Source organism: Pseudomonas sp. FP1740 (genome assembly GCF_030687165.1).
GTDB lineage: Bacteria > Pseudomonadota > Gammaproteobacteria > Pseudomonadales > Pseudomonadaceae > Aquipseudomonas.
On sequence record NZ_CP117461.1, the window covers coordinates 196,586 to 223,301 of the forward strand.

Annotated in this window: 22 protein-coding genes and 1 tRNA gene; 14 read left to right on the forward strand and 9 right to left on the reverse strand. The window is 56.9% G+C overall.

Annotated features, from left to right (window positions below; genetic code table 11):
- The first annotated feature begins 218 nt into the window (after nucleotides 1-218).
- Genes pgaA through pgaD form a run of 4 tightly spaced genes read left to right on the forward strand, consistent with a single transcriptional unit; the run spans nucleotide 219 to nucleotide 6,590 of the window.
- Complete coding sequence (pgaA, locus tag PSH69_RS00830) at nucleotides 219-2,699, forward strand: poly-beta-1,6 N-acetyl-D-glucosamine export porin PgaA (RefSeq protein ID WP_305410745.1); 2,481 nt, start codon at nucleotides 219-221, stop codon at nucleotides 2,697-2,699.
- A 12-nt stretch (nucleotides 2,700-2,711) separates the two neighbouring features.
- Nucleotides 2,712-4,709 carry a poly-beta-1,6-N-acetyl-D-glucosamine N-deacetylase PgaB gene (gene pgaB / locus PSH69_RS00835; RefSeq protein ID WP_305410746.1) on the forward strand — a complete coding sequence of 666 codons (1,998 nt, stop codon included), beginning with the start codon at nucleotides 2,712-2,714 and terminating at the stop codon, nucleotides 4,707-4,709.
- A gap of 1 nt (nucleotide 4,710) precedes the next feature.
- On the forward strand, nucleotides 4,711-6,066 hold the full coding sequence (gene pgaC, locus PSH69_RS00840) for a poly-beta-1,6-N-acetyl-D-glucosamine synthase (protein ID WP_018929378.1): 1,356 nt from the start codon (nucleotides 4,711-4,713) through the stop codon (nucleotides 6,064-6,066).
- Nucleotides 6,063-6,590, forward strand: coding sequence for a poly-beta-1,6-N-acetyl-D-glucosamine biosynthesis protein PgaD (pgaD, locus tag PSH69_RS00845; RefSeq protein ID WP_305410747.1), 528 nt, complete (start codon nucleotides 6,063-6,065; stop codon nucleotides 6,588-6,590). The genes pgaC and pgaD overlap by 4 nt, the downstream gene beginning before the upstream one ends.
- A gap of 23 nt (nucleotides 6,591-6,613) precedes the next feature.
- On the opposite strand, the gene PSH69_RS00850 is transcribed toward pgaD, so the two are convergent.
- On the reverse strand, nucleotides 6,614-8,143 hold the full coding sequence (locus PSH69_RS00850; RefSeq protein ID WP_305410749.1) for an apoptosis inducing factor family protein: 1,530 nt from the start codon (nucleotides 8,141-8,143) through the stop codon (nucleotides 6,614-6,616).
- 140 nt (nucleotides 8,144-8,283) lie between these two features.
- Between PSH69_RS00850 and PSH69_RS00855 the strand changes: the two genes are divergently transcribed.
- From PSH69_RS00855 to PSH69_RS00880, 6 genes are all read left to right on the forward strand, one after another.
- On the forward strand, nucleotides 8,284-8,844 hold the full coding sequence (locus PSH69_RS00855; protein WP_105347433.1) for a YbhB/YbcL family Raf kinase inhibitor-like protein: 561 nt from the start codon (nucleotides 8,284-8,286) through the stop codon (nucleotides 8,842-8,844).
- Between the two features lie 87 nt (nucleotides 8,845-8,931).
- Entirely contained in the window at nucleotides 8,932-10,665 is a 1,734-nt protein-coding gene (locus PSH69_RS00860; protein WP_305410751.1) for a VWA domain-containing protein, read from the forward strand.
- An 8-nt stretch (nucleotides 10,666-10,673) separates the two neighbouring features.
- A complete protein-coding gene (locus PSH69_RS00865; protein ID WP_305410752.1) occupies nucleotides 10,674-11,255 on the forward strand; it encodes an RNA polymerase sigma factor in 582 nt (193 codons plus the stop codon).
- Nucleotides 11,252-11,872: a hypothetical protein gene (locus PSH69_RS00870; protein ID WP_305410753.1), complete on the forward strand. Its 621-nt coding sequence runs from the start codon at nucleotides 11,252-11,254 to the stop codon at nucleotides 11,870-11,872. Before PSH69_RS00865 ends, PSH69_RS00870 begins: the two co-directional genes overlap by 4 nt.
- Nucleotides 11,873-11,892: 20 nt before the next feature.
- On the forward strand, nucleotides 11,893-12,162 hold the full coding sequence (locus tag PSH69_RS00875; protein ID WP_253417307.1) for a hypothetical protein: 270 nt from the start codon (nucleotides 11,893-11,895) through the stop codon (nucleotides 12,160-12,162).
- Nucleotides 12,159-12,377, forward strand: a complete 219-nt coding sequence (locus PSH69_RS00880; protein ID WP_305410754.1) for a hypothetical protein — start codon at nucleotides 12,159-12,161, stop codon at nucleotides 12,375-12,377. The genes PSH69_RS00875 and PSH69_RS00880 overlap by 4 nt, the downstream gene beginning before the upstream one ends.
- Nucleotides 12,378-12,441: 64 nt before the next feature.
- On the opposite strand, the gene PSH69_RS00885 is transcribed toward PSH69_RS00880, so the two are convergent.
- Together PSH69_RS00885 and PSH69_RS00890 are read right to left on the reverse strand one after the other, a co-directional pair.
- Nucleotides 12,442-12,735, reverse strand: coding sequence for a DUF3077 domain-containing protein (locus tag PSH69_RS00885; RefSeq protein WP_305410755.1), 294 nt, complete (start codon nucleotides 12,733-12,735; stop codon nucleotides 12,442-12,444).
- Nucleotides 12,736-12,949: 214 nt separating this feature from the next.
- Nucleotides 12,950-13,270, reverse strand: coding sequence for a hypothetical protein (locus PSH69_RS00890; protein WP_305410756.1), 321 nt, complete (start codon nucleotides 13,268-13,270; stop codon nucleotides 12,950-12,952).
- Between the two features lie 521 nt (nucleotides 13,271-13,791).
- Between PSH69_RS00890 and PSH69_RS00895 the strand changes: the two genes are divergently transcribed.
- Nucleotides 13,792-15,669 carry a hypothetical protein gene (locus PSH69_RS00895; RefSeq protein WP_305410757.1) on the forward strand — a complete coding sequence of 626 codons (1,878 nt, stop codon included), beginning with the start codon at nucleotides 13,792-13,794 and terminating at the stop codon, nucleotides 15,667-15,669.
- 446 nt (nucleotides 15,670-16,115) lie between these two features.
- Here PSH69_RS00895 and PSH69_RS00900 read toward each other — a convergent pair whose 3' ends face one another.
- The 4 genes from PSH69_RS00900 to PSH69_RS00915 form a co-directional block, all read right to left on the reverse strand.
- Entirely contained in the window at nucleotides 16,116-17,024 is a 909-nt protein-coding gene (locus tag PSH69_RS00900; RefSeq protein WP_305410758.1) for an RES family NAD+ phosphorylase, read from the reverse strand.
- Between the two features lie 111 nt (nucleotides 17,025-17,135).
- The gene (locus PSH69_RS00905) at nucleotides 17,136-18,071 is read right to left on the reverse strand and encodes a sce7725 family protein (RefSeq protein ID WP_305410759.1); all 936 of its coding nucleotides are present in this window, start codon (nucleotides 18,069-18,071) and stop codon (nucleotides 17,136-17,138) included.
- A 1-nt stretch (nucleotide 18,072) separates the two neighbouring features.
- On the reverse strand, nucleotides 18,073-18,978 hold the full coding sequence (locus PSH69_RS00910; RefSeq protein ID WP_305410760.1) for a sce7726 family protein: 906 nt from the start codon (nucleotides 18,976-18,978) through the stop codon (nucleotides 18,073-18,075).
- A 286-nt stretch (nucleotides 18,979-19,264) separates the two neighbouring features.
- Nucleotides 19,265-19,341 (reverse strand) — tRNA-Arg (locus tag PSH69_RS00915).
- A 349-nt stretch (nucleotides 19,342-19,690) separates the two neighbouring features.
- Between PSH69_RS00915 and gabD the strand changes: the two genes are divergently transcribed.
- The 3 genes from gabD (at nucleotide 19,691) to PSH69_RS00930 (ending at nucleotide 23,959) form a co-directional block, all read left to right on the forward strand.
- On the forward strand, nucleotides 19,691-21,133 hold the full coding sequence (gabD, locus tag PSH69_RS00920) for an NADP-dependent succinate-semialdehyde dehydrogenase (RefSeq protein ID WP_008068633.1): 1,443 nt from the start codon (nucleotides 19,691-19,693) through the stop codon (nucleotides 21,131-21,133).
- A gap of 197 nt (nucleotides 21,134-21,330) precedes the next feature.
- Complete coding sequence (gabT, locus tag PSH69_RS00925) at nucleotides 21,331-22,608, forward strand: 4-aminobutyrate--2-oxoglutarate transaminase (protein WP_018929369.1); 1,278 nt, start codon at nucleotides 21,331-21,333, stop codon at nucleotides 22,606-22,608.
- Nucleotides 22,609-22,744: 136 nt separating this feature from the next.
- Nucleotides 22,745-23,959 carry a response regulator gene (locus PSH69_RS00930; RefSeq protein ID WP_305410761.1) on the forward strand — a complete coding sequence of 405 codons (1,215 nt, stop codon included), beginning with the start codon at nucleotides 22,745-22,747 and terminating at the stop codon, nucleotides 23,957-23,959.
- 188 nt (nucleotides 23,960-24,147) lie between these two features.
- On the opposite strand, the gene PSH69_RS00935 is transcribed toward PSH69_RS00930, so the two are convergent.
- Together PSH69_RS00935 and desA are read right to left on the reverse strand one after the other, a co-directional pair.
- Complete coding sequence (locus PSH69_RS00935; protein WP_019651547.1) at nucleotides 24,148-25,137, reverse strand: sensor domain-containing diguanylate cyclase; 990 nt, start codon at nucleotides 25,135-25,137, stop codon at nucleotides 24,148-24,150.
- 246 nt (nucleotides 25,138-25,383) lie between these two features.
- Entirely contained in the window at nucleotides 25,384-26,568 is a 1,185-nt protein-coding gene (desA, locus tag PSH69_RS00940; protein ID WP_018929366.1) for a delta-9 fatty acid desaturase DesA, read from the reverse strand.
- Between the last annotated feature and the right edge of the window lie 148 nt (nucleotides 26,569-26,716).

Genomic DNA, 26,716 nt, shown 5'->3' on the forward strand with positions numbered 1-26,716 from the left:
GCAGCACGCAGACGCCGGGCGTTTTGCTGTCTGGGGTTCCGAAACGGGGTGAGGGGAGGCCCGTCACGAATCTGAAGAAATATTGTGTCTTGAATTATTGACTACGCTTGCATGCAAGACTGTTTCGATAAAGCTTGGCCGGGTCTTTCGATCCGGCTTTCCGTCACAAGTGGGCAAGGGGCATTGCGACCCGGCTGGCCATGTAAGGATGCTGACGAATGCCGCGTATTGCTGGTCCCTTTATTCACCGTGGGCTGCGCCCCTTGTTTCGCGTTGCGTTGTGCGGCCAATTGTTGTGGCCGGTGCTGGCGCTCGCCGATACCCCTTACGATCAAATGGTTCGCGATGCGCGGGCCGGCAATTACACGCCTGCGCTGACGGTGTTGCGCCAGGTGCCGGTAAGCCAGGCCTCCACTGGCCAGATCAGCGATCACTTGCAGATCGCCAGTTGGGCCGGTCTGGATGCCGAAGTGGTACAGGTCTATGAAACCCAGGGACGTGATCGAGCGTTGCCGGTCCAGGCCCTGACTGCCACCGCGCGGGCCTATCGCAACCTCAAGCGTTGGGACTCGGCGACCCAGGTGTACAACAAGGCCCTGGCCCTTGAACCGCAAAATGCCGACCTGCAGCTGGGCCTGGCGATGACCCAGGCCGACGCCGGTAAACCTGACGAGGCGGTTGCCCGCGCCAGGGCTCTGGTGGCGGCGAAACCGGATGATCCTGGCCGCCGTCTGGCTTTGGCCTACGCCTTGACCCGCGCCGGTGCCACTTACGATGCGTTGTTTGAATACGACCAGGCCTTCACCCGCGCCGGCAGCAAACCCGAAGTCGCTCGGGAATACGTGATTGCCCTGCAACGCGCCCGCTTGCCGGAGCCGGCCTTGCGCCTGGCGCGTCAGCGGCCGGGGCTGATTGACCCGGTCACGCAACGCCGTCTCGAAGGTGACCTGGCCGCCGAACGCGTGCGCCTGGCCGAACTGGCCACCCGCAGCGAAAAAGAACGTTATGTGATCGCCGATCGGGCCCTGGCCGATTACGACCAGTTGCTGGCGACCTGGACGCCGGACCCTGCGGCCCACGATGACGTCATCCGCTGGCGAATCGACCGCATGGGCGCCCTCAAGGCCCGAGCGCGCACCGCTGATGTGATCGCCGAATACCAGAAGCTGCTCGCCGAAGGCGTGAAGATTCCGACCTATGCCCTGCGTTGGGTGGCGTCGTCCTATCTGGATCAGCGTCAGCCGGAAATCGCCACCGATTTGTATCGCCAGGTGCTGGTAGCGCCGGATGCCGATGTCGGCGATCGCCTGGAAGACAGCACCGCGCTCTATTACGCCCTGCTCGAAAGCGACAAGGCCGATGACGCGCGCAAGGTCGCCGAAGACCTGGCCAAGACCCAGAAACCACGGATCGAGCTCAAGGGCCTGCCGGTGGGCAATCCCAACGATGAATGGATGGACGCGCAGCAACTTGCCGCCCAGGCCGGCACCTACGGCGCCGATCTACCGTCGGGCGAGCAGCGTTTACAGACGTTGGTGGATCAGGCTCCGGGCAACATCGGCCTGCGCCTGGCCCAGGCCGATCTGTACCTGGCCCGGGACTGGCCACGACGCGCCGAGAATCAGCTCAAGGAAACCGAGAGCATGGCCCCGCGGGATATCGGGCTGGAAATCGCTCAGGGCCACACGGCCATGGATCTGCAGGAATGGCGGCAGATGGATGCGCTGACCGACGATGTGGTCGCACGTTTTCCGGACAACCGTCAGGTGCAGCGTTTGCAGCGTCAGCGTGCGGTCCATGACATGGCCGAGCTGCGAGTGCAGGCCTACGGCGGCAAGAGTTATGGCGGCGGCAACGGCGATGTCGGGGCGGTCAACGGCAGCCGCGATTTCGGCATCGAAACCACGCTGTACAGCCCGCCCATCGATGAAGACTGGCGCCTGTTCGCCGGTGCCGGCTACGCCACTGGCGATTTCCAGGAAGGCACCGGCCACCATCGCTTCCAGCGTGTCGGGCTCGAACGCCGGACCCGCGACATGTCCCTGGAAGCGGAAGTTTCCAACCATTCCTACGGCTTTGGCGATAAACAGGGCGCGCGCCTGGCGATTGCCCGAGACATCGACGATCACTGGCAGTACGGCGGCAGCCTCGAATACCTGTCGGCACAAACGCCGTTGCGAGCGTTGAACAGCGACATCACGGCCAACGGCGGCAGCGGCTTTATCCGCTGGCGCGCCAATGAAAGCCGTGAGTGGAGACTGGCGGTCAGCCCCTCGCACTTCAGCGACGGCAACAACCGTGTCGAAGCCGTACTCACCGGTCGCGAGGGCGTTTATCGCGCGCCGGGGCTGCAAGTCGACCTCGGTCTGGAAGTCGGCAGCAGCCATAACTCCAAGTCCGACGATGTGCCGTACTTCAACCCCAAATCCGACTTCAGCGTGCTGCCGACGGTGAACGTCAATCACGTGCTCTACCACCGCTACGAAACCTCCTGGAGCCAGCAGTTCCAGGCCGGTGCGGGCACTTACAGCCAGCGCGATCACGGCACCGGCGGTATCGCCCTGCTGGGCTACGGCCAGCGCTACAGCTGGAACGACGTATTCGAGGTGGGCGGCCTGCTGAGCGTGATCAACCGGCCATTTGACGGTGACCGGGAAACCGATCTGCGCCTGCTCGTCGACCTTACTTACCGCTTCTAGAAGAGTTTGAAGATGCCTTTTATTTCGCGTTTCATCCTCCTGCTGGGAGTGCTGTTGATCAGCGCCTGTGCCCAGCAAGCCCCAACCTTCGCACCGCCGTCCGAACGCCCGGTGTCGGCCAATGAAAAACCCTGGCCGAAAAACCATGTGCTGGGGATCGCATACCACGATGTCGAAGACCGCGACCCCGATCAGGCGGTGGTGGCCGTGCGCACCGAGCGCCTGCTCGAGCAACTGGCGTGGCTGCGGGAGAACAACTACACACCGGTCACCGTCGATCAGGTCATGGCCGCTCGCAACGGCGGTCCCGAGCTGCCGCCACGGGCGATCATGCTGAGTTTCGATGATGGTTATTCGAGCTTCTACACCCGCGTAATGCCGGTGCTGCGCGCCTATAACTGGCACGCTTTGCTGGCGCCGGTCGGGGTGTGGATCGACACGCCGTTGAACCAGCCGGTGGACTTCGCCGGCACACCGCGCAAGCGTTCGGATTTCCTGACCTGGGAGCAGATCCGCGAAATTTCCCGGTCCGGCCTGGTGGAAATCGCCGCCCACACCGACGCCAGCCACAAAGGCGTGTTGGCCAACCCGCAAGGTAACCTGCAGCCGGCGGCCGCGACCCGGCGCTATGACGCCGCCATCGGTCGCTATGAAACCGAAGCCCAATTCCAGGCCCGGATGCGCGCCGACGTAGCGGCCATCTCGGAGAAGATCCGCAAGGTCACTGGCTACAAACCGCGAGTCTGGGTCTGGCCGTACGGCGTGGCGGATGGCACCTCGCTGCAAGTGATCAACGACCAGGGTTATCAGATGGCCCTGACTCTGGACGACGGCCTCGAAGCCCTCGACAACCTGATGAGCAGCCCGCGCTTTCTGGTGGCCTCGGACCCGGATGGCGAACACTTCGCCAACAGCGTCGTCTCGGTGCAGGCCGAATCGCCGATGCGCGTGGTGCATGTGGACCTGGACAACGTCTACGACCCGGACCCGGCCCAACAGGAAATCAACCTCGGCAAGCTGATCCAGCGCATGGCCGACATGGGCGCCAACACGGTGTTCCTGCAAGCTTTCGCCGACCCTGTGGGCGATGGCCTGGTGCATTCGCTGTACTTCCCCAACCGCCACCTGCCGATGCGTGCCGACCTCTTTGACCGCGTGGCCTGGCAGTTGCGCACCCGGGCTCACGTGAAAGTCTATGCCTGGATGCCGGTGCTGAGTTTTGCCCTGGATTCGAAGCTGCCGCGAGTCACCCGTTGGGACCCGAAAACCGGCACCACGTCAGTCGATCCTGACCAGTACAAACGCTTGTCACCGTTCGACCCGAACGTGCGGCGCATCATCGGTGAAATCTACGAAGACGTGGCACGCCTGACCTCGGTCGACGGCATCCTCTATCACGATGACGCGGTGCTGTCAGACTTCGAAGACGCTGGCCCCGAAGCTCTGAAGGTCTATGCCGCCAACGGTCTGCCCGGTTCGATTGCCGCCCTGCGCGACGATCCGGCCATCCTGCAACGCTGGACGCGCTTCAAGAGTCGCTACCTGATCGACTTCACTCATGAGCTGACCGCCAAGGTCCGTGCCATTCGCGGCCCGCAAGTGCAGACGGCGCGCAATATTTTCGCCGAACCAATGCTCAATCCCGAGAGCGAAGCCTGGTTCGCGCAGAACCTCGACGACTTCCTGGGCGCCTACGACTGGACAGCGCCGATGGCCATGCCGCTGATGGAAAAACAGAGCCTCCAGCAATCCGGCCCCTGGCTCGAAACGCTGGTGGCGACGGTCAAATCGCGCCCCGGTGCCCTCGATCGCACGGTGTTCGAGCTGCAGGCCCGCGACTGGAGGAAAAACAAAGACGCCGACATCGATGGCGGGCAGTTGGCTGACTGGATGGGCCGCCTCAAGCGTCAGGGCGCCACCAGTTTCGGCTACTACCCAGACAACTTCCTCGAGAACCAGCCGGACCTGAAAGCCGTGCGGCCGGCGCTCTCCAACAAGTGGAATCCATAACATGCTGGACAGACTTCTGGCCCTATTGGTTCTGGCGATCGTCCTGGGGGTTCCCCTTGGGCTGATCTTTCTGGTCACCGGGCAATTCCTGATGGACTTCGTGTTCTTCTACCCACTGTTCATGTCGGGGCTGTGGATCGCCGGCGGCCTGTATTTCTGGCTGCACTGGGAGCGGCACTGGCCGTGGCAGGACGACACCTTGCCGCCACCATTGGCCGGCGAACCGCTGATCTCGATCCTGATCCCTTGCTACAACGAAGGCGACAACGCCGCCGATACCATCCACGCGGCGCTGGCCCAGCATTACCCGAACATCGAAGTGATCGCGATCAACGACGGCTCCAAGGACAACACCGCCGCGGTGCTCGACGCACTGGCGGCGCAGGATCCGCGTTTGCGGGTGCTGCACCTGGCGGAGAACCAGGGCAAGGCCGTGGCTCTGCGCATGGGCGCCATCGCGGCGCGCAGCGAGTACCTGGTGTGCATCGACGGTGATGCGTTGCTGGCGCCGAACACCGCGGCCTATCTGGTGGCGCCGATGCTCGACAACGCGCGACTGGGCGCCGTGACCGGCAACCCGCGAATCCGCACCCGTTCGACCCTGATCGGCCGGGTACAGGTCGGCGAGTTCTCCTCGATCATCGGCCTGATCAAGCGCACCCAGCGAGTGTTCGGGCGGATCTTCACCGTCTCCGGGGTGATCGTCGCCTTCCGTCGTACGGCCCTGAACCGGGTCGGCTACTGGAGCCCGGACATGATCACCGAAGACATCGACATCAGTTGGAAGCTGCAGCTGGATCACTGGAGCATTTTCTACGAGCCCCGCGCGTTGTGCTGGATTCTCATGCCGGAAACCCTCGGCGGCCTGTGGAAACAGCGCTTGCGCTGGGCCCAGGGCGGCGCCGAGGTGTTGTTCAAGAACATCCGGGGCATCTGGCAATACCGCCATCGTTACCTCTGGCCACTGCTGTTCGAATACTGCCTGTCCACCGGTTGGGCCTTCACCTTCCTGTTGTCGGTGATTTTCTGGGGGGTCGGCAACTTCGTCGAAATGCCGCCCGCCATTGCCGTCCATCACCTGATGCCACCGGCCTTTACCGGGCTGCTATTGGCGGTGGTTTGCCTGGTGCAATTCGCGGTCAGCATCATGATCGACCGACGTTACGAAAAAGGGCTCGGCAGGACCATGTTCTGGGTGGTCTGGTACCCGCTGGTGTTCTGGTTCATCAGCCTGCTCACCACCCTGGTCAGCTTCCCCAAAGTGCTGTTTGGCCAACATCAGAAGCGCGCGCGCTGGGTCAGTCCGGACCGGGGCATCAAGCCGCTGGATGACGATGAAGAGGAGGTCATCAAATGAAGATCATCAGAACCCGGCAACGGCCTTTTCTGGTCGTGATCGATGTTGTCTTCACCGTGCTGGCCTGGATCGGGCTGCTGTATTTACTGGCGCAGGGGCTGTGGCCATTGATCGATACCCATGACGGTCCGCGCATCGATGGGTCTTTTTTCGACGCCCTCGGCACGTTGCAGATCTACCTGTGGGTGGCGCTGTTCAACGCGGTGATCCTGATTGGCTGGGCGCGTTATCAACAACGCAAAAGCAAGAGCTTCGCCCAGCGCCGCTTGCCGGCGCCGGTGGTGGACGATCAGGGGCTGAGCAAAAGCTTCAAGTTGACCGGCGACCGGCTGGCGAAACTGCGCACGCCGGGCTCAATGACCATTCACAACGATCAGGAAGGCGATGTCAGCCATGTCGTTACACACTACACCCCGGTCGACCCGTCTCAACTGCCGCCGCCCTTGGCGCCATTGGAACATCCACTGGTGATCCGCCTGCCGGCCGAAGATGATGACAACCGCGAGCCGATAAGCCACATCTGAGCCTGACGCGTTGCGGACGTGCGTCAGGCAAAATCCCGAACCAGGCGCCACGCCTCGTCCATCGACAGCGGTTGTTTCATCCGTTCGGCGAGCATCGCCATGGCTCGTTCCTGATCGCAGGCAACGGCCGCCGCTACCACGCCGTTTTTGGCGAACAGGCCAATAAACGGTGGATGCTCAGGGTCGCCCTTGAACTCAACCTCGTCCCAGGCCTCGGCGTGTCCGAGGTAGTCGTAGTTTTTGCCGAAGTGCCAGGTCCAGAAATACGGCACGTCGAGGTAGCGTTCGTCGCCGCCGAGCATATTCGCCGCCGCAATCCGCGCCTGTTGCTGGGCCAGGCGCCAGTGTTCGATCCGTTGGGGCTGGCCATTGAGCGGGAAGGTCGCGATATCGCCGACGGCCCACAGCCCCTCAGTCACGCGCATGCCGCCGTCGACCTTCAATGACTGATCTTTTTCCTTCGGCAGATCGGTAAACGGGGTGGTCGCCGGGGTGACGCCAATGCCGACCAGCACCAGATCCGCCGGCAAGCGCTGACCGTTATCCAGCAGCACTGCTTCGACCTTGCCTGCGCCTTCGATCTCTGCCGCTTCGCCATCGGTATGAAACACCACGCCATTGGCCTCGTGCAGGGCACGAATCGCCTTGCCGACGGCCTCGCCGAATTGCGCCTCGAAAGGGATGGCATGGCGCGTCAGGACGGTGACATCGAGGCCGTATTGACGCAGGGATGAAGCGGATTCCAGACCAATGAAGCTGCCGCCGATAATCACTGCCCTTTGACCCGGTTTTGCGGTGGTCAGAATCTGCTGCGCCTGCGCCTTCGAGCGCAACACGAACACCTGCGGCAGATCGGCGCCTGGCAGCGACAGGGATTTTGGTATGCCGCCGGTGGCAATCACCGCGGCGTCATAGCTCAACGATTGACCATCGGCCAGGCGCAGGGTCCGGCTCGGTGCATCCAGGCCCATCACATCGCTGTTTATCCGTTCAATGCGCTGTTCACGATAAAAATCTTCATCGCGCAGCGGCGGAACTTCGTCTGGTGGCATCTCCCCGGCAATCACGAATTTGCTCAATGCCGTACGGTCGTATCCGGCTTCGGGCTCACGGTCGATCAGTAGCACCCGACCGCCGAAGCCTTTCTCCCGCAGCGCCGCCGCGCAGGCCGTCCCCGCTGCACCGGCGCCGATGATCGCAAAGGTGCGCTTATCGTCCGCCGGCGGTGTGCTGGGGCCGGGCATCGGCTGGTCATCGACCCAGACCTCATCGTCGCGCAATTCCAGCGGGTAGCGCCGCAGACTGTCCAGGGACGGTGGCTCGCACAGCGCGCCGTCTTCGAGCCGATAAGCCGCCTTGTGCCACGGGCAGATCAGCCGACCCTCACACAGCGCACCTTTGGCCAAGGGCGCCCCGGCGTGGGGACATCTACCCTGATAGGCGCGCAATTGATCGCCGACCCGCAGCAAGACGATTTTCATCTTGTCGATACGGACCTCAAGGCCACGGTCGAGGGGCACATCGGCAAAACGGGCGACGCGGTGCAGTGCCATGATCGATCTCCAGGCAGGTGTTTCACTTAGGAGTTTGGTGCTTATTCACAGGTTCAGCCAATTCCCTCTGCCACCGCACGAACGGTCCGGCTATAGTTTGCGTGCCGACGACGGCCCCACCCCGCACAAGGTGCTCCGGTATGACCCGATTGACCTCTTTGAACCCTTGGCTGGCGGCCGTTGCAGTCGCCCTTTGCGTGCAGTTGCCGGCGCAGGCCCAGGAGCGTTTCACCCTCAGCATTCCCGGTGTTTCGGACAATCGGCTGTTCACGTCGGCGGAAGCCAGCGATGCCAGCGGTTGCGGCGGCAAGAATCAGTCCCCGGCCCTGAGCTGGAGCGCCGGGCCTCCGGGCACCCTCAGCTACGCCATCGTCATGCACGACCCGGACGGCCAGAAAGGCCTGGGCGTCGATCACTGGATTCATTACGGCATCAAGGCCACGACACGGCAGATCCCGGCTGGTGTCGGCGCCAAATCCACTCTCGAAGGCGTGGGTGGCACCAACATCAAAGGCACCACTCACTACGTTGGCCCGTGCCCGCCCATCGGTGACAGCTCCCATCACTACATCATCCAGATCTACGCCCTGGACCTGGCGCCAGAAGCCTTGCCTGCCGGCCTGACCCGCGCGCAGTTGCTGGAACAGATCAAAGGCCATGTGCTGAAAAACAGCAGCGTGGTGCGGCGTTATCACCGCTGAAGATTTTTCACTTCGGCTTAACCCGAACCTGGTGGGCTGTCCGTCTCAGAGGATGAATGAGTCAATTTCCTCCTGAGGTCAGCCCCCATGTCACTTCCTCTGCATGTCCTCCGCCCGGCGGCCCAGGGTTTCGCCGTCGGGTTACTGCTGGCCGTTGCCGGTTGCGGCGGTTCATCCACACCAGCCTCTGAGACGGGCAACCCGGCAGCGGTTGTGCCCTCAGCTCAAAATGCGCCGAAAACCGAAGCATTGGTGCGCGAAGCGGCCATGGCGGACACCGCGATGGCCAAGCGTAGCGCACGACCTGGCCCGTTGGTCGCTTTCGCGCCAGTGCCGGCCGGTGAGGCTTATCCACAGGGCTATCGGGATGAACAGCGCGAGCAATATCAGGCGCTGGCCGATAACCCGATTCACAGCGTGGCCGAAGCGCCGGTCTCGACCTTCAGCGCCGATGTCGATACCGGCGCGTACGCCAATGTCCGGCGCTTGCTCAATCAGGGGCGTTTACCGCCGGAAGGAGCGGTGCGGCTGGAAGAAATGGTCAATTACTTCCCCTACGATTACGCCTTGCCCACTGACGGCTCACCGTTCGGTGTGACCACCGAGCTGGCACCGTCACCCTGGAACCCGCATACCCGATTGCTGCGTATCGGCATCAAGGCCTCCGATCGCGCGGTGGCAACGCTGGCCCCAGCGAACCTGGTATTTCTGGTGGACGTGTCCGGTTCCATGGACCGTCGCGAAGGCCTGCCTCTGGTCAAAAGCACCCTGAAATTGCTGGTCGATCAACTGCGCGAGCAGGACCGGGTTTCGCTGGTGGTCTACGCCGGAGAATCCCGTGTGGTGCTGGAGCCGACTTCCGGACGGGAAAAAGCGAAAATTCGTACCGCCATCGATCAATTGACGGCGGGCGGCTCGACCGCCGGCGCGTCGGGTATTGAACTGGCTTACCAAATGGCGCAACAGGCGTTTATTCCCAAAGGCATCAACCGCATCCTGCTAGCCACCGACGGTGACTTCAACGTCGGCATCAGCGACTTCGACAGCCTCAAGCAAATGGCTGTGGATAAACGCAAGACCGGCGTGTCCCTGACCACCCTGGGTTTTGGTGTGGATAACTACAATGAACACCTGATGGAACAACTGGCCGACGCCGGCGACGGTAACTACGCCTACATCGACAACCTGCGCGAAGCGCGCAAGGTGCTGGTGGATCAACTCGGCTCGACCTTGGCGGTAGTGGCGAAGAACGTGAAGCTGCAGGTGGAGTTCAACCCGGCTCAGGTCAGCGAATACCGGCTGTTGGGCTATGAGAACCGCGCCTTGAAGCGTGAGGATTTCAGCAACGACAAAGTCGACGCCGGAGAAATCGGCGCAGGGCACACGGTGACGGCGCTGTACGAAATTGTGCCCAAGGGCGAGAAGGGCTGGCTGGAACCGTTGCGCTATGGCAAATCGGCGACTGATGTTTCCGCAAAAAACGGAGAATTGGCGATGCTGCGGGTGCGTTATCAGTTGCCGGAAGGTGGGAACAGTCGCTTGATCGAGCGGCCAATCATGAAGGGTGAGACCGGCAAATTCTCGGCCGCCAGCGATGACCTGCGCTTTGCCGCCGCCGTCGCTGCCTTTTCCCAGCAGCTCAAGGATGGGCGCTACACCGGTAATTTCAGCCTGAAAGACACCGAAACCCTGGCCCGTGGTGCACGGGGTGATGACCCGTTTGGCCTGCGCGGTGAGTTCGTGCAATTGGTGGAGTTAGCTCAGAGCCTGCGAGCCTCCACCGCCTCGAATCAACCGCCCAACGACAACCGGATAGAGTGAAAGCTGACATGTCCGATCCTGCAATCAGCTCAACCGCCAGCAGCGATGAATCGCTGCTGGCGCGCTACCGCTCTGGCGACGGGCCGGCGTTCGAAGTTTTGTACGCCCGCCACCGCCAGGGCCTGTATCGATTCCTTCTCGGCCTCAGCGGCAAACCCGAACTGGCCGAAGAGGTGTATCAGGAAACCTGGCTGAGCCTGATCCGCAGCACCAGTCAGCCACAAGGCCGGGCGAACTTTCGTACCTGGCTCTACCAGATTGCCCGCAACCGACTGATCGATCACTGGCGCAAACATGGCATCCACAACCCCTTGCACGACAGCTATGACGAACAGACCCACGCCCTGATCGACGACGCAGCCGACCCCGAACAACTGCTGAGCCTGAGCCGCGACGGTCAGCGCCTCGAAGCCGCCCTGCAAACCCTGCCCGCCGATCAGCGCGAAGTGTTCCTGCTGCGCGCCCACGGCGACCTCGACCTGCCACAGATCGCCACTCTTACCGAAACACCGCTGGAAACCGTGAAAAGCCGCTTGCGCTACGCCCAGCAAAAACTGCGTCGGCTGCTGGCCGAGGAGGTACTGACATGACTGACGCCAAACAAACACCGCCATCGCCCGACGATGAAATGCTCAAGCATTTTCGCGATCACAGCAGCGGCGAACCACCGGCCCATCTCGACGCCTTCATCCTCGCCACCGCCCACCGCGAAGCCCCCGCGCCGAAGCCCAGCCTGTGGCAACGCTGGCTCCGCGCCTGCCAACAGCCCCGTTGGCAAGTCGCGTTCGCAAGCCTGGTCGGGGTTGCGCTGATGCTGGCGCTGGTGCAACGCATGCCTGAGCAACTGCCGAGTTACGACTTCGCACCTGCGCCGAAAGCGTCCGCACCGGCCGTCAAGCCGGAAGCCGCGGCGCGCTCCCTGGATGAACCGACCGGCGCCATGTCCGCTCCCGCGCCGGCTGCGCCGATGGCGGATTTTGCTGCACCGATGCAACGTGAATCGATCAACAGCGAAATGGTCGACGAAGCCAAACTCAGCAAACGCGCCGCCGCGCCGGTTAAGTCATTGGATGATCAATTACGGGAAGTGATACGCCTGCAAGACGCCGGTCAGACCCAAGCCGCCGAAGCGCTGATGACGACATTGCACAAGCGCTTTCCCAAGGAAAACCTGGCGGCCAAACTCAAGGATTTGCAGAAAAAATGAGCTGAACAGCGGTCGACGATTTGGCAACAACACCCGAAAGCGCGCACTATCGGCCTATAGCCGATGCGTTGGAGGATGCCGTGGCCCAAAAAATCGACCGCATCGCCCAAATGCTCAACTGCCCGGTGAAGGGTGAGGAATTAAGGCGAGCAGTGACTGAGAGTCGTAAGGAGTTTCTTCTGGCGAAGCAGGCAGAAGATGATCTTGAGGAAGACGTTCTTGATGATGAGTTGATCGAGGACGAAGAAGACGATGATGAATACGACGAGTTTGATTGGACGACAGAATGAAAAAACCGCTTTGGCGGCCCGTTGCCGTTCTCAACCATAACCAGCCTGCTACTTACGCTTTGCCCGACACGGCCTATCAGCAACGAGCCGCAGAAATACGTGAGTCTATTGGCGTCAGCCGTAATGACCCACGTCCGGCTATTCCTGCCGAAATCCTATTTGCCGAGCTTGATGCACTCATTGATGAGGTTGAAGCGGAGCGTAACCGTCGATGAAAACACTCATCCAAAAATTGCAGGCCCCGAAAAATCGGGGCGCATTTCAAGGGGGAGTTGCTCGCTATTCAGCGGTTTGTTGCGTCGCCGTCTGCGGTGGTTGCGTCAGAACTTTCACCACATCATCAACTACCGCCTTACCCATCGCCGTCAAATAATGCGCGGCCCAGGCGTGGCGGTCGGTGTCTTTTGCGTAGGCTGCATCCTCGGCGAATGATTTGGCCAGGAACAACAGGTCGGACGCTTGAGCCAACGCTTCGCTGATGGGTACACCACCATTCACTCGAAACAACGGTTCAACAGAGCCGTAGTGGAAGGGGGTGAAGCCGATGGTTTTCAGTTCAGATTGCTTGGTCATTGACCACCTCCGATGTTGGCGAAGCAGTGCATGAGAACAAGCGATGGGGCGTTACGCGATGTGGAATCGAGGTGAGGGAAAAGCCGAAATTTGTACGGATTAATGCTGCGCATAGTTCACTTCCTTGATTTGAGAAGCTGCCGCATTCGTTTCCAAGCGAATGGGTGACAGCTGTGCGCAGGTTGGAAAACCGGGAATCAAGGAAACCGGCACGTCAGAAGACGTCCCACGCACAGCCGCCATAACACAAGATTGCGGGCGAAAAAAAACGCCTGCAATCGTGATGGGGCGCTGTTGCGCCTTGATGTCGTCGGGTTTCCAAGCCCGGTCGCTGAATTGGCAGCGACGGCAGAAGGGTATCGTGCAGGCTGATCTCCTGCAACCTCCGAGAGGCGTAGGGCTTTTCTTCAGAATAAGCCGGAAGGGGGATGATTCTGAAGGAGATGACTTCGAGGGCGATGAGGATTGGACGACTGAATGAAAGAACTGTTTCGTGGTTTTTAATCAATGGCAGTTGTTCGGTTAGACCGAACAACTGAATCCCTCCAGCAACTCGCCCTGAGGCATGAAGGATGGGCACAAAACAGCCATAGATCCTAAAATCTGCGGCTTTCTCGTTTCTAAGTATGGTGCACCGGGTGGGATTCGAACCTATGACTTTGCCTTCGAGTTCCTTAAATTCGAAATTTATCAATATGTTAGTGCGGATTAGCTGGGGGGCAGAGGGCTGTATTAGTTTCCTTGAGGCCGCACCCACCGTCACAAAATACCTGAAGCGGTAAGACGCTGTGGAACACCCCCATCAAAGCCGAAAGTGCAGAAAGGTTTAAGCTCGGAAACGAAGGAGGGAAGCTGAAAACTTACAACTGTTCTCCTGTTCTCCTGTTCAACGTGAAGTATTTTTCTGATATTTTTGAAAAAATATTTATGTTGACTTGACGCGCTGGAGATAAGCGAGAAATATGAGGGGCGTTAATGCCTGGTACGCCGTAACCCCAGTGAATAAAGTAGATAAAAGTCTCAGGTGTTTAATTATTTAGTTAAAAGGAAGTTGAGATGCGCCCTCAGATAGAATTTAGGCATGTACTTGGTGAGTTGTCAGTTAATAGGAATGATCCTTGCGAGGTTTTGAGGGAGTTGATTTCAAACTCGTACGATGCTCAAGCAAAAAACATATTGTACATACCCGTAAAAGATAGGAATGGGTTAGTCTTTTTTGATGATGGGTCAGGTCTTGATGTTGAAACTGAAGTGCATGGTATAACGCCATGGGAAGCTTTTTTTTCTATTGGAAAGTCTACCAAAAAACAAGGGGATGCAATTGGGTACAAATGTCAAGGCTCTAAACTTTGTTTTGCTAGTAGTCGAATTTTAGTTGCGTCGACAAGTGACTGGAGAAAAGGTAGTTGGCATTATAAGATTGTTGAAAATCCACGTAGTAATTTAGATACCACTTTTGATATCTCGCCAGAAAAAACAGATGAGATAGATAATGTGTTGAGTAATTTTTTCTCTGGGGCGTCTGCAGATACTGCGGGGTCTGTGGAGTATTTGAAGTCCAGGCTTTCTAAGCCAACTTCAAATTCTGCTACTTTGATTATGATCGATAGTCTGGAGACTGAAGGTTATAATAAATACTTTTCGGTGGGTGATGATCCTGCATTGTCGTATGTTACAAACTACATTAGGTATTATACAAAGCATGGAGATGCAAGATATATTACGGATAAGCAGGGGTTCACTGCGAGCCATAGAACTCAGGTATCAGCGGGATTGAAGCCTGCTGATCTCATCATCTACTCTGCAGGTGTTGAGTTCCAAGTTCCATTTGGTTATCCGTATTTAGAGAGAGGGAATCCTGATCTAAGTCTAAAAAGTCCTGCTCAAATTGCACGCTTAAGAGACGGGCGGTTTTATAGTCGGGCAGCAAAAAAATTCAATGTTGGCTCTAATAAGTTTTCAATAATTTTAGCTATCGATGGCAATAGACGTGCACACGATGAGTATACGACACTTGCTCGGAAAGGGCGCACCAACTCGGGGATAAAACTAAGTGATCAAAGAGGTCTTTTTGTCTCGGTTAAAGGGATAAAGATATGTAAGTACCCTGAGCTGCTTGCTCTCATTGATGAGTACAAAGTTTTATCTGAAGGTGATAGTGCTAGTCATTATACAATCATAGTTGATGGCGACTTTGATTTAGTAACCAATCGGAACTCTTTGAGTAAAAAAGCTTACGATACTTTAAATGATTCGGATTTTTTGCAAGAAATAAGAAAATTTCTCGACGCGCAAAAAAGTTCAGATAAAACTTTTTCTGAGCTTTTAAATAGGCTGCGTAGGGAAAGCTCAGAAATTCTCTTGAACGAACAAATTGAGTATTTAGAGAAGGCGAAAGAAGAAATTAAAACTCGAGAACGTTTTCGCTTGACTGACTCTAACGGAAAAGAGCATTTATTTCTATCGCCCCGTCCAGGTGAAGAGTATTTAGTTGGTATACTGTACTCGCAACTTTCATCTTTTCTACCAAAAAAAATCGGGATGGAAAAATTTTGGCGTAGAGTGTTAACTTTTTCGACGCAAGGCATTGATAGTTTAGGGATGCGTACGGAGGATACCCCGGCGCCCTTGTCTGAAAAAAATGTATGTTCGATTGAGTATAAGTATGAATTCAATAACTCTGGTCCATTTAATCATGCTCTAGCGGTTGTTGATTTTATTGTGGCTTGGGACATTGATGTTAAGGATGGGGAAAAGGTTTCGGATTCTTTTACTTGTTTCGGAACTATCAACAAAGTCGCCGGAAATGATTTTGAATGGGAGATATCCGGGATAGAGAATTTAGATGGTGGAACCTATAGCCAAACTATCGTAGTTATTAACTTGAAGCGTCTGATTTCTGAGACCTTCAATACGAAATTTACAACGCCTTAGCTGTTGATCTGTGAACACTCCCCCCTGTTAGGAGGGAGTGTTCAGGGGAATTAAGTGACCGCATCAAGAATAATAGGGCATTTCAGCGTTTTCTTATTTTCCCTAACACAGGCCCATTCCGATTTACTAAGTGGAAAATCAGACCCGCGCAAGATAGGAGGCCTCAAATTCATGTAAGCGCTCCATGCCACCCTGGTAACGGTCATTGTGTTGCTGATAGTGAAAAAACAACTCGGTCAACCAACTTTAAAACCCAGCCACTAACGAAATCTGGAGGAATCTTTGCCTCGTATCCATTTTTGAATTGTCTATCGGAGCTCCAGCGATCTACCAAGCCATAGGGGACAGATCACCAAGTTCACCCGAGGGCGATAGCCGAGGCGGCGGATTTATTGAAGGATTGAAGTTTATAAGATTAACTTCAACCCTTCCGCTAATAGTAATATTTAGCGAGGCTGTGCGTTCACCGAGACCTGTAGAACCCGGTGTGGAATGGTTTGGATTCCTCTAGCTTTAGCTGGATAAAACAAAGCGATGTTGATTTCGTTGCCTACTGAGCTTTTGTAGATTACTCCGTCGTAGCCATTGTTTTTTATAAGTTCACAAAGATACTGGCTCGGAATGTAATCCACAGCAGCAGATCTTGGTAAAACTGGCCGAGTAAGCTCTTCACCTAGCTTAGCTAAAAAATCAATATCCCCTCTTAATGACGCAATTTCGATCTCGTCGGTGCAGGGGAATGGTGTAACTGAGCGTCTTGGGTTTCTAAGATCTGCAAGTTTAAGCTCTTCTATGAGCTCGAACTCCGCTACTGTCACATATTCACCGGTGTGTGGACGAATTTCGGTAATTGCGGTTTCGATATTCGATGCCATATATAAATATGGTATGCCTACGGGATTTGCTCGTCCATGCGTTGCTTTGTCTTTCGGTGGTGGCCCCATTTTTTCAAGTGGGAATGCTTCGTCAGTTTCCTGAATTCTAGCACGATACCATTTTGCAGGAAGAGCCGCTTTGTATATCAGTTGCGAAAGTAAATATGTGATTCTTTCTGAGTCGATAGCTCCTTTAGGGAAAAATCTGTTTTCTTCCATGAGTTCTTTTCGTAAAAACTCCCATTTGTTGAGGTTGTCCGAATCGCATCTACTTGATGGCGAAAACAAAGATCTAGGTAAATTACCGTCTTCAAATATGTCGGAAAGTAAATCTTTAGTGTTCGCGAGATCTAGGCTCTCAAATAGATTCCAATCTGCTTTAAACCACTCTCCTAGCGTTTTCCCATCCTCTGATTGAGTGTAGATGCCGGAGAGTAGTTCGAAATACTCTCTTAGTTGAATTGGGCTCACCAATGGCATATTTTGCATTCCGCAAAATGAGCATTGATCGGTTAAAGCAGATATTTCAGTTATTATGGTTTCTAGGTGGGCGTCGCAAAAGCAGTTCGAGCAGCATTTTCTCACGATAAGTCATCCGAGATAATTAGCAAGAACTTCAATGTGATGCTTCATCGAAAGCTTTTTAATATACCCCAAGCCAGGGAAGTGCTTTCGATCATATAACCCCAAAAACTCTTCAACTGCGGATGTCCTGAGGATTTTTGAGTTTGGCTCTTTTACGGCTGCTACTAATTTGACCAATGCCTCATAAAATTTTCCGGCAGGATCAGTCGGGGTGTCTTGTCGATCAGATTTGAAGTGGTAGGTGTACATCGCATCGTCCATGTCTGGATCAATGAATGTTAGATGAATAGCCACCGCGTATGCGGGTCCACCAGACTCCGAATACTCGTCTCCTACAATCAAAAAGTCTCCAAATCCGTTCATTCCCTCGTCATTGAATGTCGCATGTAAATCTGAGAATGGCTCTACATCAGGATATTTACGATTAGCCTGACGCTTAAAGCCATCTCGCAATAGAACTCGTTGGTAGTCTGTGAAATGCTTTTGATATAGTTTTCCACAATGACTTTCAAGGAATACGTGTTTGATATCTCTATTCAAACTCCCCGTCGACTCTGCTAATGCTTTTGGTTCGGAGAATCCTGAGTGTATAAAGTATAAAGGTCGGTTCGGGAATTCGCTGGTAATAGAGAGTGCTTCGGTTGTGTTGATTGTGCTGGTAAGTAATATTCCGACGGAAATGTTTGTGTGGGTATCTAGCTCTTCGTGTACAAATTTTTTAATCGCTTCAGCGCTGTCAGTATGATCTCCATAGTTCGGGTTAACAATCAGTGCGGCTATTGCTCCAGCGTTAGATAAAGCCTCAATAGATCTTTTTAACCCGCTTAGAGATTCGCGGACCGGTTCAATAATTGATATGAACCCACTTTTAGCGAGTATTTCTGCAGACTCTTTTATTGTGAGCAGGTCGAACTGTTTTCCGCGAAAATAAGGATGATACATATTATTTTGCCCAGTTCAGGGCCTCCTTTGTTTTTGTGTTTATTGCTTCCAGCAGTACCTTTTGCTCTTTGGTTTTCAGCGGTGTAGACAATATTGCGGCTTGCAGTGATTTTGGAGTTGACGATAATAGATTTGTTAGGTGCAACGAGCTTCGTGTTCGTCGAAGCGTTTGTACCATATAGTGATGAGTCGCGGCAGGGTCTAATGTTTTAAAAATTTCTCGTATTGCCGAACGTATTTCTGTGTTTGGAAGTTTCGGCGGCGTGATGTCGAAGTGCTTCAGAATGTCAAGAGATTCTTGGAGTTGAATTGAGTCGAATATTGCTTCCGTAGATACTCTGCTAGGCGAGTCCGAAACCTCTCGGATTGTCGTTATGCCGAATCGTTTGTTTAGAACGAGTACGCCAATATCTTGCGGGGTAGTGTCGATAACTTCGCTAAGGTGATTTTCGCCAGTGATGACATAGACCTTTGAGAAGAATTTTTTATAAGAGTCTAATTGAGTGTTTAATCGTCCTAGATTGTCGCGCTCTGACTTGATTTCATATGCTGTGGACGTTCCATTGAAAATCGCTGCGTCGGCCTTAGAACTTCCAACTCGGAACTCCGTAACCATAGAGGCGGTTTTTAGGGAGTGTCGACCTAGTAATAATTTTCTTGTAATCGCTGACTTGTACGCGTATTCGTGTCGGTAGTCTTTTTTCGTTAAAAGTGTGAATGCACTCTCGAATATCGCACTGATTGGCTCTGTGAGACTTGAGGTTTTGACTACGAGGTGCTCATTTATTAGACGAGCAAATAAAGGTGACCTTCCTTTTTGGGCGAGTTCTCGAACCACTGCCGCGGAGAATAGCTTGGCTAGAGCCGACTGCTGATTTCCATCAAGAATTTTGGTTAGCAAGGTCATTTCAATGAATCTCTGTCCGCTCTGGGAACTATTGGACGTTCTGAGGGATTGCTGGTCTCCCAGCAAGCGCCGATTCTGCCAGATCGCCCATAGCTAGTCTCAAGATTTATTGTACGAGCTTAGCTTATGAACGCTCTCTATAAAGAGGGGCGTCGATTCTGTAAATCACCGAGGAATTACGCTCGACCTTTGTAGGACAAGTGAACCGACGAAAATAAAAAAACCCGCACGAGGCGGGCTTCTGAAATGTTTCTGGCACACAGAAATGCTGCTTGAAACATAAATTTGGTGCACCAGGCGGGATTCGAACCCACGACCCCTGCCTTCGGAGGGCAGTACTCTATCCAGCTGAGCTACTGGTGCAATGCGGGCGCCATGATACTCATATGCGCTGCGGGCGTCCATGCCGCTGAATCGCCTGCGTTTTTCCAAAGCGTAACCTGCGTTTGCTACGTTGATCAGAAAAAATAAGCAAATGCGGCGTTTTCGTTCTTTTTTTCGAACAGCCTATTGTCCTTTACCCCCTTTGATCCTAGGATTCGTTTGAGATTTCAAACGCTCTTGTCTGGGTGCTGAACCGCACGAGTTCGATCAGTGCGCTATTTATGTGCTTCAGCCCGGTGAATGATTTCCCTGACGGCAGCCTATAAGGCGCCTTTCTACAATCATAATTCGCTCCGCGCTGGCCGCGGTGCTGTTAAGGAAAGCCGACATGCAGCTTAAAGACACCCAGTTGTTCCGCCAGCAAGCCTTTATCGATGGCGCTTGGGTCGATGCGGACAACGGTCAGACGATCAAGGTCAATAACCCGGCAACGGGCGAAATTCTGGGCACTGTGCCGAAAATGGGCGCTGCCGAAACCCGCCGTGCGATTGAAGCTGCTGATAAAGCGCTGCCGGCCTGGCGTGGACTGACCGCCAAGGAGCGCGCGAACAAGCTGCGTCGCTGGTTCGAGCTGATCATCGAGAACCAGGACGATCTGGCTCGCCTGATGACCCTGGAACAAGGCAAGCCATTGGCCGAAGCCAAGGGCGAGATCGTTTACGCCGCTTCCTTTATCGAATGGTTCGCTGAAGAAGCCAAGCGCGTCTACGGTGACGTGATTCCGGGCCACCAGCCAGACAAGCGCCTGATCGTGATCAAGCAGCCGATCGGCGTGACCGCTGCGATTACTCCGTGGAACTTCCCGGCCGCGATGATCACCCGTAAAGCCGGCCCGGCCCTGGCCGCCGGTTGCACCATGGTGCTCAAGCCTGCTTCGCAAACTCCGTTCTCTGCATTTGCCCTGGCTGAACTGGCCCAGCGTGCCGGTATTCCGAACGGCGTGTTCAGTGTGGTGACCGGCAGCGCCGGCGACATCGGCAGCGAGCTGACCGGCAACCCGATCGTGCGCAAACTGTCGTTCACCGGTTCGACCGAAATCGGGCGTCAGCTGATGACCGAGTGCGCCAAGGACATCAAGAAAGTCTCGCTGGAACTGGGCGGCAACGCGCCGTTCATCGTGTTCGACGACGCGGATCTGGATAAGGCTGTCGAAGGCGCGATCATTTCCAAATACCGCAACAACGGCCAGACCTGCGTCTGCGCCAACCGCCTGTACATTCAGGATTCGGTGTACGACGCGTTCGCCGAAAAACTGAAAGTGGCCGTGGCCAAACTCAAGATCGGCAACGGTCTGGAAGACGGCACCACCACTGGCCCGCTGATCGACGAAAAAGCCGTGGCCAAGGTTCAAGAGCACATTGCTGACGCCGTCGGCAAAGGCGCCACCGTGCTGGCGGGTGGCAAGAGCATGCAAGGCAACTTCTTCGAGCCGACCATCCTGACCAACGTGCCGAACAACGCGGCCGTGGCCAAGGAAGAAACCTTCGGTCCGTTGGCGCCACTGTTCCGTTTCAAAGACGAAGCCGACGTGATTGCGATGTCCAACGACACCGAGTTCGGCCTGGCCTCGTACTTCTATGCGCGTGACCTGGGCCGTGTGTTCCGTGTGGCTGAAGCCCTGGAATACGGCATGGTCGGCGTCAACACCGGGTTGATCTCCAACGAAGTCGCGCCGTTCGGCGGCATCAAGGCGTCGGGCCTGGGCCGTGAAGGCTCCAAGTACGGCATCGAAGACTACCTGGAAATCAAATACCTCTGCCTGGGCATCTAAGCCCGAAGGGATAGGCCCGGCAAGGCATTGCTTCAAACGCAAAGGGCACGAGAGCGCTGTCCCTTTGCGCGCTTCAAACGGAATTTTCTCTGTGGCCGGGAACGCTGTGGCAGTCGATCATCGCATGCTGCCGTAGTTGCTTCCCCGCCGCTTAATCCTTGAACCACGCCGACCGATGAGCGGCGAATGAGGAATGTATGAGCAAGACTAACGCTGAGTTGATGGCCCGCCGTACCGCTGCCGTACCCCGTGGTGTTGGCCAGATTCACCCGATCTTCGCCGACCACGCGAAGAACGCCACCGTGACCGACGTTGAAGGTCGTGAGTTCATCGACTTCGCCGGCGGTATCGCCGTGCTGAACACCGGTCACTTGCACCCGAAAGTCATCGCCGCCGTGACTGCGCAGCTGAACAAGCTGACCCACACCTGCTTCCAGGTGCTGGCCTACGAGCCATACGTGGAGGTGTGCGAAAAAATCAACGCCAAGGTGCCAGGTGATTTCGCCAAGAAAACCCTGCTGGTGACCACCGGCTCCGAAGCTGTGGAAAACTCCATCAAGATCGCCCGCGCCGCCACTGGCCGTGCCGGCGTGATCGCGTTCACCGGCGCTTACCACGGTCGCACCATGATGACCCTGGGCCTGACCGGTAAAGTCGTGCCTTACTCGGCCGGCATGGGCCTGATGCCAGGCGGCATCTTCCGCGCGCTGTACCCGAACGAACTGCACGGTGTGAGCATCGACGATTCGATCGCCAGCATCGAGCGCATCTTCAAGAACGACGCCGAGCCGCGTGACATCGCTGCGATCATCATCGAGCCGGTTCAGGGTGAAGGCGGTTTCTACGTCGCGCCTAAAGAGTTCATGAAGCGTCTGCGCGCCCTGTGCGACCAGCACGGCATTCTGTTGATCGCTGACGAAGTGCAAACGGGCGCTGGCCGTACCGGCACCTTCTTCGCCATGGAACAGATGGGCGTCGCCGCCGACCTGACCACCTTCGCCAAATCCATCGCAGGCGGCTTCCCGCTGGCCGGTGTGTGCGGCAAGGCCGAATACATGGACGCCATCGCTCCAGGCGGCCTGGGCGGCACTTACGCCGGTAGCCCGATCGCTTGCGCCGCGGCCCTGGCCGTGATGGAAGTGTTCGAAGAAGAGCACCTGCTGGACCGTTGCAAAGCGGTTGGCGAGCGTCTGGTGACTGGCCTGAAAGCCATTCAGGCCAAATACCCGGTGATCGGCGACGTGCGTGCCCTGGGTGCGATGATCGCTGTCGAGCTGTTCGAAAACGGCGACAGCCACAAGCCGAACCCGGCTGCTGTAGCCGCCGTTGTGGCCAAGGCTCGCGACAAGGGCCTGATCCTGCTGTCGTGCGGCACCTACGGCAACGTTCTGCGCGTGCTGGTACCGCTGACCGCGCCGGACGAGCAACTGGACAAAGGCCTGGCGATCATCGAAGAGTGCTTCGCCGAGCTCTGATCCGTTTGTGAACTGATCGACAAAAAACCCGCTTCGGCGGGTTTTTTTATGCCCCTTGAAACACATCAGGGGCAATTGGGCTGTATCGAATGGCCAGCATTGACTAAGGTGCAAGCATTGCCGTTGGAGTGTGCAGATGACTGCTGTGGTGTTACCCGCTGTACCGCGAGTGTTGATTGCCGAGGCGGACCCTTGGTCCCGCGACCTGCTCAAGCAGGTGTTGTTGAATGTGCGCTGCGATGCGCGGCTGGACCTGTGTGCCGATGGCCAGGAAACGCTGCAGCTGTTGGCGGAAAATCCTTATGACCTGGTGATCGTCGACTGGGAGTTGCCCGGCGTCGATGGCCTGAATGTGTTGCGTAGCGTTCGTCAGCGCAAACGTAATCCGCCGTTGCCGTTCATTCTGATGAGCAGCCGCAACGACAGTGCCAGCGTGCGTGAAGCCTTGCCCCTGGCGCCCACGGCGTACCTGACCAAACCCCTGAACATGGAAAACCTGACCCAGCGCCTGCAGGATTTGCTGCTGAATGCTGGTGAAGAGGTGTCTTGCGAAGTGCCCTCACTGGCGCCGGGCATGAGCTTGTCGGTGTACCTGGAGCGACGGCGTGAACTGGCAGAGGGTGCGCCGCTGATGACCGATGTGCAGGTGGCGATCAAGCGTAGCCTCAATCCCGATGGCCTCGATCTGACGCGGCTTGAAGACGAAATCCGCACCGATCCGCAAGTCACCGCCGTGCTGATCGCTGCCGCCAACAGCGCGGCCCAGCATCATGGCGCCGCCGTGCAAACCCTGTCGCAGGCGCTGCATCGCTTGGGCACCGGGCAAAGCATGAACCTGATTCTGGGCCTCGCCCTCAAGCGCAGTGCCCGGCTCAGCGATCCGCAACTGGCGGACTATGCCGAGCGCTATTGGGAACTGTCCCTGCACACTGCTGAATACGCGCGAACGCTGGCACGCTTGCTGGATCTGGATCAGGAGCGTTGCTATTGCGCAGGCATGCTGCATCGCCTCGGCGACTTGGCGTTGCTGCGCTGTTTGCAGGAGTGGAAGCAGGCCGGTGGTGAGCTGGATGAATGGGAGGAAGTCGGCGATGCCTTGGCTGAATTCGGCGCGGCCTACGGTTCGGCGCTGCGTACCCGTTGGCGCCTGCCGCTGGAGCTGCGTGAGCTGATTGCGGCGGTTTATCAGCTCGGTGGCGGGGTCTACTCCCGCGAAGCGCTGGTGATGAACATGGCCGCGCAACTGGCGCGCCTGACCGAGCATGAGGGGATCGAGGCATTGGCCAAGAGCCGCACGGCGCGGTTGCTCAAGATCGGATTGCCGGAGCTGATGCGCTTGCGCAAAAAATAAGCCAGACGCCAATCTTGTAGGAGCGAGGCTCTGTGGCGAGGGGGCTTGCCCCCGTTCGGTTGCGCAGCAGCCGTGAAACCAGAGAGCGCGGTATTCCTGACAGAGCGAGGTTGCAGAATTCAGGACTGCTTCGCAGCCCAACGGGGGCAAGCCCCCTCGCCACAGGTGGCTTCAGCGCCAGACAGTTCTTAGCTGGAGATTATCCGGTTCTTGCCCTGGCGCTTGGCCTGGTACATCGCCGCATCGGCGCGGGCGAACAGGCTGTCGAGGTTTTCATCCTCGGGCGTGAGGCTGGTCAGGCCCTGGCTGACGGTGATGCCGAACGTCTGGTCGTCATGGCTGAAACTCAACCGTTGAATCTCCCGTTGCAGGCGCTCGGCCACTTGCATGGCCATGTCCGGTGCACATCCGGGGAACACCGCGGCGAACTCCTCACCGCCGATCCGCCCGAACAGATCACCACGCCGCAGGGCCGCGCGACCGCTCTCAGCGATGCGTTGCAGCACCTTGTCGCCTTCCGGATGGCCGTAGGTGTCGTTGATCACTTTAAAGTCATCGATGTCCAGTAGCAGGAAGGCCAGCGGCTTGCCTTGCTGGCGTGCCTGCTCGAATTCGTGATTGGCACATTCGAAGAAGTGTCGGCGGTTGCTGCTTTGGGTCAGTACGTCGGTGGTGGCCAGGCGGTGGAGCTCGGTTTCCATCTGCTTCTTTTCGGTGATGTCTTCGGCAATGCCGACGATGATCACTGGCTGGCCCGGCTCGGCCTGACGGTTGATGAAGCACTTGTCGCTGAGCCAGCGCACCTGGCCGTCGGCGGCGATGATGCGGTATTCGCGGTCTTCAACGGCGCCGTTGACCAGCACTTGCGCCAGGCTGCGCTCGGCGTAGTCCAGATCGTCGGGATAAACACTGTCGCGCCAGTGGTTGTAGTCGGACAGCAACAGGCCGGCGGGGCGGCCGAAGATCCGGTCATAGGCCGGGCTGACGTAGAGGACCTGACGGGTTTCCCAGTTGAATGCCCAAAGCACGGCGTTGACGCTGACCAGCAGCGAGCTGAACAGCTGTTCGCGTTCGCTCAGGCGCGCCACTTCGCCCTGCGCATGCATCAGCGCCATCAGCGTTTGCGCGGCCTCGGGCCACTGCGGAAGGGATGTGTCTTGTAGGTTTTTATTGACCATCGGCACAAGTCTCAAAGGGCGTGCCGCTATTTCGACAGCGGCCAACACAAAGCCCGCCGGGGTGGCGAAGTGTCTTTGAGATAGGAGATTTGGGGCGAAGTTCCCGCTTTTCGTGGCGAGGGAGCTTGCTCCCGCCGGGTGGTATTGGCGACGCGTTTTTTCAGTTAAAACGCGTCGTCAGGTATTGCGGCTGCTGCGCAGCCGAGCGGTAGCAAGCTCCCTCGCCACGGTGCCCTTGATTCAGGGTCAGGCAGTGGCGGGGCGCAGGGAGTAGGTTTTCAGTTGGTCGGCGAAGTCGCGCAGGGATTGAATCCCGCTGGCCTCGGCCTCGTGTACCCAATCCTTGATGGCGGCCAGCATGTCGTGACCATTTGAGCTGGTCTTGACCCAGATCTGCTGCAAGGCCAGGCGTTTCTCGTAAATTACCTTCAGCGCCTGGCTGTGCTCGAGCATGGTCTGGATGCGCAGGTGGTGCTTGTCGTCCAGCAGGCTGGTTTCCCGCGAGAGCAGGCGTTTGGCCCGGTGGAACTGGTGGCGGACCGAGTGATCGACCTTTTCCAGCTCTTGCTTGACCAGCGGCGCGATCACCAGCTTGCGGTATTGGGCCATGATCTGGAAGCGGTTGTTGAGGATCGCCATGGCGGTGTCCATGTCCAGGTTGCCTTTGCCTTCGACACGGTGGGCGATCGGCGCAACCCGCTGAACCTTGGCCAGGCGCAGGAAGCTGAAGACCTGGATCCAGGCCCAGCCGAGGTCGAATTCCCACTTCTTCACCGACAGTTTGGCCGAGTTAGGGTAGGTGTGATGGTTGTTATGCAGTTCTTCGCCGCCGATCAGGATGCCCCAGGGCACCAGATTGGTCGCCGCATCGCGGCATTCGAAGTTGCGGTAGCCGATGGCATGGCCCAGGCCATTGACCACGCCGGCGGCCCAGACCGGGATCCACATCATCTGGATGGCCCAGATGGTGATGCCGATGGTGCCGAACAGCAGCAGGTCGATGACGCCCATGATCGCCACGCCCAGCAGCGGGAAGCGGCTGTAGAGGTTGCGCTCGATCCAGTCTTCGGGGCAGTTCTTGCCGTAGATGCGCAGGGTCTCGGGGTTTTCCGCTTCGGCGCGGTACAGCTCGGCACCTTTGCGCAGAACGGTGGACAAGCCCTTGATGACCGGGCTGTGCGGGTCATCGACGGTTTCGCATTTGGCGTGATGCTTGCGGTGGATAGCGGTCCACTCGCGGGTGTTCTGCGCCGTGGTCAACCACAGCCAGAAGCGGAAGAAATGTTTCAGGCCGGCATTGAGCTCAAGCGAGCGATGGGCTGAATAGCGATGCAGATAGACCGTGACGCCGACGATTGTGACGTGGGTCATCAGCAGGGTGACTGCCACCAGTGACCAGGGCGATAAGCCAAGAAAACCTTCGTACCACATAGCCTATAGGACCCTCGATAAAGAAAAAAACAGCCGTCGCATTATCACTTAGCCCACAGATAAAACCAGTCGCCCTTTCAGATAAGAGTGGCGGGATGTTTCTTTATTCTATAATTCCAGCCTTTTTTGTAGGGACATGGACGCTCGA